This window comes from Microbacterium sp. KKR3/1 (assembly GCF_021272365.1).
Lineage (GTDB): Bacteria > Actinomycetota > Actinomycetes > Actinomycetales > Microbacteriaceae > Microbacterium > Microbacterium aurugineum.
Genome location: NZ_JAJSDW010000007.1, coordinates 1 through 3,903, shown reverse-complemented (window position 1 = coordinate 3,903; position 3,903 = coordinate 1). Strand labels below are relative to the sequence as shown.

The window sequence follows — 3,903 nt, the reverse complement described above, 5'->3', positions numbered from 1 at the left end:
ACGCCACCTGCTCCATCTCTGCATAAGACGCACCGAAATCGGCCATCGTCCACACCTCCGCAAATCGAAAGAACCGGACCCCTCCGGCCCGAATACCACCACCCTACGCGGCCCCCACAAACACCGTCGATGGGGACAACTCCCCATCACCGAGCACGGCGCGCACCACCGGATGGCGGAACAAAGCCGCACTCGCTCACACCGAGCCCGGAACCGTCTCCGGCATCGCCTGCTCCCACGCAACGGTGGAGATCATCAGATCGCTGAGCAGTGTCATGCCCTGAATCGCTTCGTCGGAGATCCCGCCACCGTCTGGCGTGAGGATGGTCGTCGTGAACACCAGCGCGCGCGTGCGGTCGGTTTCCGGCACCGGCAGGGCATACGTGATCGTTCGTCCGGTCACCTGTTCGAGCTCCGCGCCACGGGGCGCCTGGGCCGCCGGGCCCTCCCACCGCACGACATGCTTGGCATCCTCGAGGAAGCTCGCTCCACGCAGCCGGAACGCATCCGTGATCCAGGCGTCGAGATTGCGGCCACCCTCGCCATCGACCGCCGACGCCGTGATCGACATCGGCAGGAGTTCGTCGGCTTCGACATCCTCCTGCCGGTAGATCGCGAACACCTTCGCCCGCGTCATGCCCTGACGCACACGGGCCATCATCGCCCGATACTGTGCCTCGAGATCGGGGCGTCCGGCTTGGCGGAACAGCTCCGATGCACGCGCGAGGTCAGCCTTCTCGGTCGCCGTCGACGCAGCCCTTCGATGCCACCCCGGCGGCAGCGCGATTCGGAACGGGGGGATGCCGTACCGCAGCTCCACACGAAGATCGTTCATCTCCCCATCCTCACAGGAAAAGCCCCCGAGACGGCATCATGCGATGACGGCGTCGGGGAGCACGATGCCTTCGACGAGGGCCAGCAGCTCACCCTCGAGCTGGGCGAGCACCGGAAGCGTGGTGGCCATGACGTTGGCGGCGATGAGCACACCGTGCACGTGGAGCAGCAGATCCCACTGGGCGACCAGCAGTGCACTCGAGTCTTGAGCCTGCACTCCGGCGGTGCGGCGGATCAGAACTCCTGAGCCATGCGTATCCGACTCGATGGCGATCCCGTCGGGCGCGGTCGCTCCCGGATTCTCGGTCACACGCTGGACGATCTCCCTCGCCGAGTCCCCTTCGGCGTCGGTCACCACAAGGCTCACCAGCACATCGCTGTAGAACCCGGGCGGAGCGAACCACAGGCGCATCACGAACGGCTCGGCCATGCTCAGGAGCGCCTCGGCGGTCACCGTCAGACCCTGGCGGTCGCCTTCGGTCAGCGGTGCCGACGCCGCGTAGTGCTCGAGAACCTCGCCGACCCACATCGGCCCGCGCTCCGGATCGGCGGAGAGCTCCTCCACCGAGGGAAGGGGGATGAACAACGCGGCGTCATAGTTCAGATCCCACCCGGATTCCGACAGTGACTCGCCCATCTCAGAACAGCCCATTGATGGCACCCGCGGGCGAGAGGGCGCCGGAAGGGCGTCCTCCCGTCGCCGACACACCTCGGTCGATCCACTTGTAGACGTTGAACACCTGCTCGAATGTCGTCGGTGCTCCGCCGACGACATTCTGCAGCGCCGTCGGCAGCTGGCTGAACAGCTGGGTTCCCATGGCCTGCTTCGGCGCCGACCCGACAGCGTCCGTGAACGCGATCGTGAAGGAGCGCCCGGTACCGCCGACGAATCGGTCGAGCATCCCCTTCAACGAGAAAGGGCCGGTCATCTTGACGCCGGACACCCGACCGGCGAAAGCATCGAACTTCGGCAGCCAGTCGGCCCGCCATCCGCTGCGCGGGGCGAACTGGAGCCCCCGGAGGCCCCTGACCTGCTGGAACGGCTTCGCGATGCCTTTGCCGATCTCCCCGAGGAATTTCAGCTGTCCGCCCTTCTTGAACAACAGGCCGAGCTTGCCGATCGGGAGGATACCCACCACCGACCACAACAGGTCGCCGATGCCTTTGCGACCGTCGAACATGAGAGCGACCGTGACGAGCAGCGACGCGACGGCGACGATCACGGCGAGCGCGGCGATGAACGGACCGCCGATGATCAGGCCAAGGACAGCGAGACCGAGTCCGACCCAGCTGAGCACTTCAGCGACGACGGCGAGGACGCCGGCGATGTTCTCCCAGGTGGAGTCCTCCCCGATCTTGTTGGCATCCTCGAGGTCACTCACCGCCGTCTCGTAGGCGCCCTCCCACGTCTCGAAGACGCCGTCGTAGGCACGGAGGTTCTCGGCGTGCGTCTCCCTCGCCTGCGAGAGCGCGAGCGCCGCACTCGCAGCCGCCTGCTCGAGTCGGTCGCTCTGCTGCGCGCTCGCATCCTGCTCCTCGGGAGCGGGAGGGGCAGCGGCGACCTCGGTGCGGAAGCTGCTGAACGCACCCTGTGCATCCGAAGCATCACCTTGGGCCGACTGAACCGCACTCAAGGAGGTCTCGCAGTCCGAGACGATCGTGGCCATCTGCTGCTGCGCCGTCGACAGCGCGGTCGCGTAGCGACTGAGAACGGTCCCCGCCGGGCGATAGCGCTCGCCCGCCTCCTTGAGGTCCTTGTGCGAGTCGTCCACGACCTCGCGGATCTTGTCCATGGCGTAGCCCTTGCCGCGGATGCTGCCATCGCCGATGCCGCGCAGTGTCGCCGCAGCGGACAACATGTCGTCAGCGAGATCGGAGATCTGCGTGGCTCTGGCGTCGATGTCGCCGGGGTTCCCGGCGATGACCTCGACCGTGCGCCCTCTGGTCGTCTGCATGTTGTTCTCCTAGACTGCCTGGGCAGCGCCGGGGCCCCGCCCCGCCGGCTGACTCGACGGGGAAGACGGCTCCATCTGGCTCGCGAGGTCGACGTCGGCCTGCTGCGTCTCGTCGATCGTTCCCTGCACGCGCTCGCTCACCGTGCGGAGCTTGCTGAGGAGTTTGTCCCGGCTGTCGTTCCAGCTGCCCTCGAAGGAGTGGCAGCGGTCGCGCAGTCGCCCATCGCCGGCCGGCCGACCGACCGCTTCCTGGACATCTCCCTGTCGCGCGCTGGCCGACTCGAACTCGGTGATGATCGAAGTGATCTGCTGTGACATCTCCTGCAGCTCGCTCATCGGGAGCAGCATCCCGTCGTTGCCCGCCATCAGTGGTCCTCCTTCGCCGGATTCGACGATAGCGGTCACCATGCCGCTCAGGCGATGGGGAGAAGTCCCCACAATCGATCAGCGTCTTTTCTCCTGCGCGGTCTTGACGACGATCTGCATCGCATCGACGCCCAAGGCCGTCAGCTGCGCCGCTCCGAGGCCACGTTTCACGAAGCGCTTGGACTCCTTGCGGAACAACTCCCGGGGGTCGCTCCCGAGCAGGGTGGCAGCCGCCTGCCAGCGGTCCAGAGAGACCCCCTCCAACTCACGGCGGTGGGCACGGCGGACCCGCGAAAGACGCCGGGCCGCCTGGCTTCGCTCGCGTGCGGCTTCGGCGAAGGGTTCGTTCGAGCGCTTCTTGATCGCCGCCGCCTGGTTCTTCGCCGCGTCGCGGATGATCTCCGCCACCTCGACCGCGTAGCCCGGCAGGGGCCCGAGCACGCTCTTCTCCTCAGCGACCCAATCGGCCAGCGCTCGATCTCCACAGTCGAAGCAGAGCCTCGCAGGCGGCGTGCCGGTGGCGAGGTAGCCGCAGTCGCAACGGCGGCCCGAGATGCGGGACCTGTCCGTCTGATTCACTCGGCCACCTTATGGGATCGGAGGGGCTCACTGCCACTTGGCGGGCCGCCATCTCACACGGGCCGCCGTCGGGCGGGTGACGACGAAGAGGGCCGACCACCTGGTCGACCCTCTCCGTGAAACCGTGCCGTTCGTCAGCTGCCCGCGAGCTGCTGATCCAGATCCTGGA

5 protein-coding genes are annotated in these 3,903 nt (G+C 67.0%); all 5 read right to left on the bottom strand.

What is annotated here, in order from left to right; all coding sequences use genetic code 11:
- Positions 1–196 precede the first annotated feature (196 nt).
- From LVJ59_RS17775 to LVJ59_RS17755, 5 genes are read right to left on the bottom strand one after another with little or no spacing between them, the layout of a single operon-like run.
- Entirely contained in the window at positions 197–835 is a 639-nt protein-coding gene (locus LVJ59_RS17775; protein ID WP_047524677.1) for a hypothetical protein, read from the bottom strand.
- A gap of 36 nt (positions 836–871) precedes the next feature.
- Positions 872–1,471, bottom strand: a complete 600-nt coding sequence (locus tag LVJ59_RS17770; RefSeq protein WP_232764073.1) for a hypothetical protein — start codon at positions 1,469–1,471, stop codon at positions 872–874.
- 1 nt (position 1,472) lies between these two features.
- Positions 1,473–2,789 carry a putative T7SS-secreted protein gene (locus LVJ59_RS17765; protein WP_232764071.1) on the bottom strand — a complete coding sequence of 439 codons (1,317 nt, stop codon included), beginning with the start codon at positions 2,787–2,789 and terminating at the stop codon, positions 1,473–1,475.
- Between the two features lie 9 nt (positions 2,790–2,798).
- The gene (locus LVJ59_RS17760; protein WP_047524672.1) at positions 2,799–3,197 is read right to left on the bottom strand and encodes a hypothetical protein; all 399 of its coding nucleotides are present in this window, start codon (positions 3,195–3,197) and stop codon (positions 2,799–2,801) included.
- A gap of 36 nt (positions 3,198–3,233) precedes the next feature.
- Complete coding sequence (locus LVJ59_RS17755; protein ID WP_232764069.1) at positions 3,234–3,596, bottom strand: hypothetical protein; 363 nt, start codon at positions 3,594–3,596, stop codon at positions 3,234–3,236.
- Positions 3,597–3,903 lie beyond the last annotated feature (307 nt).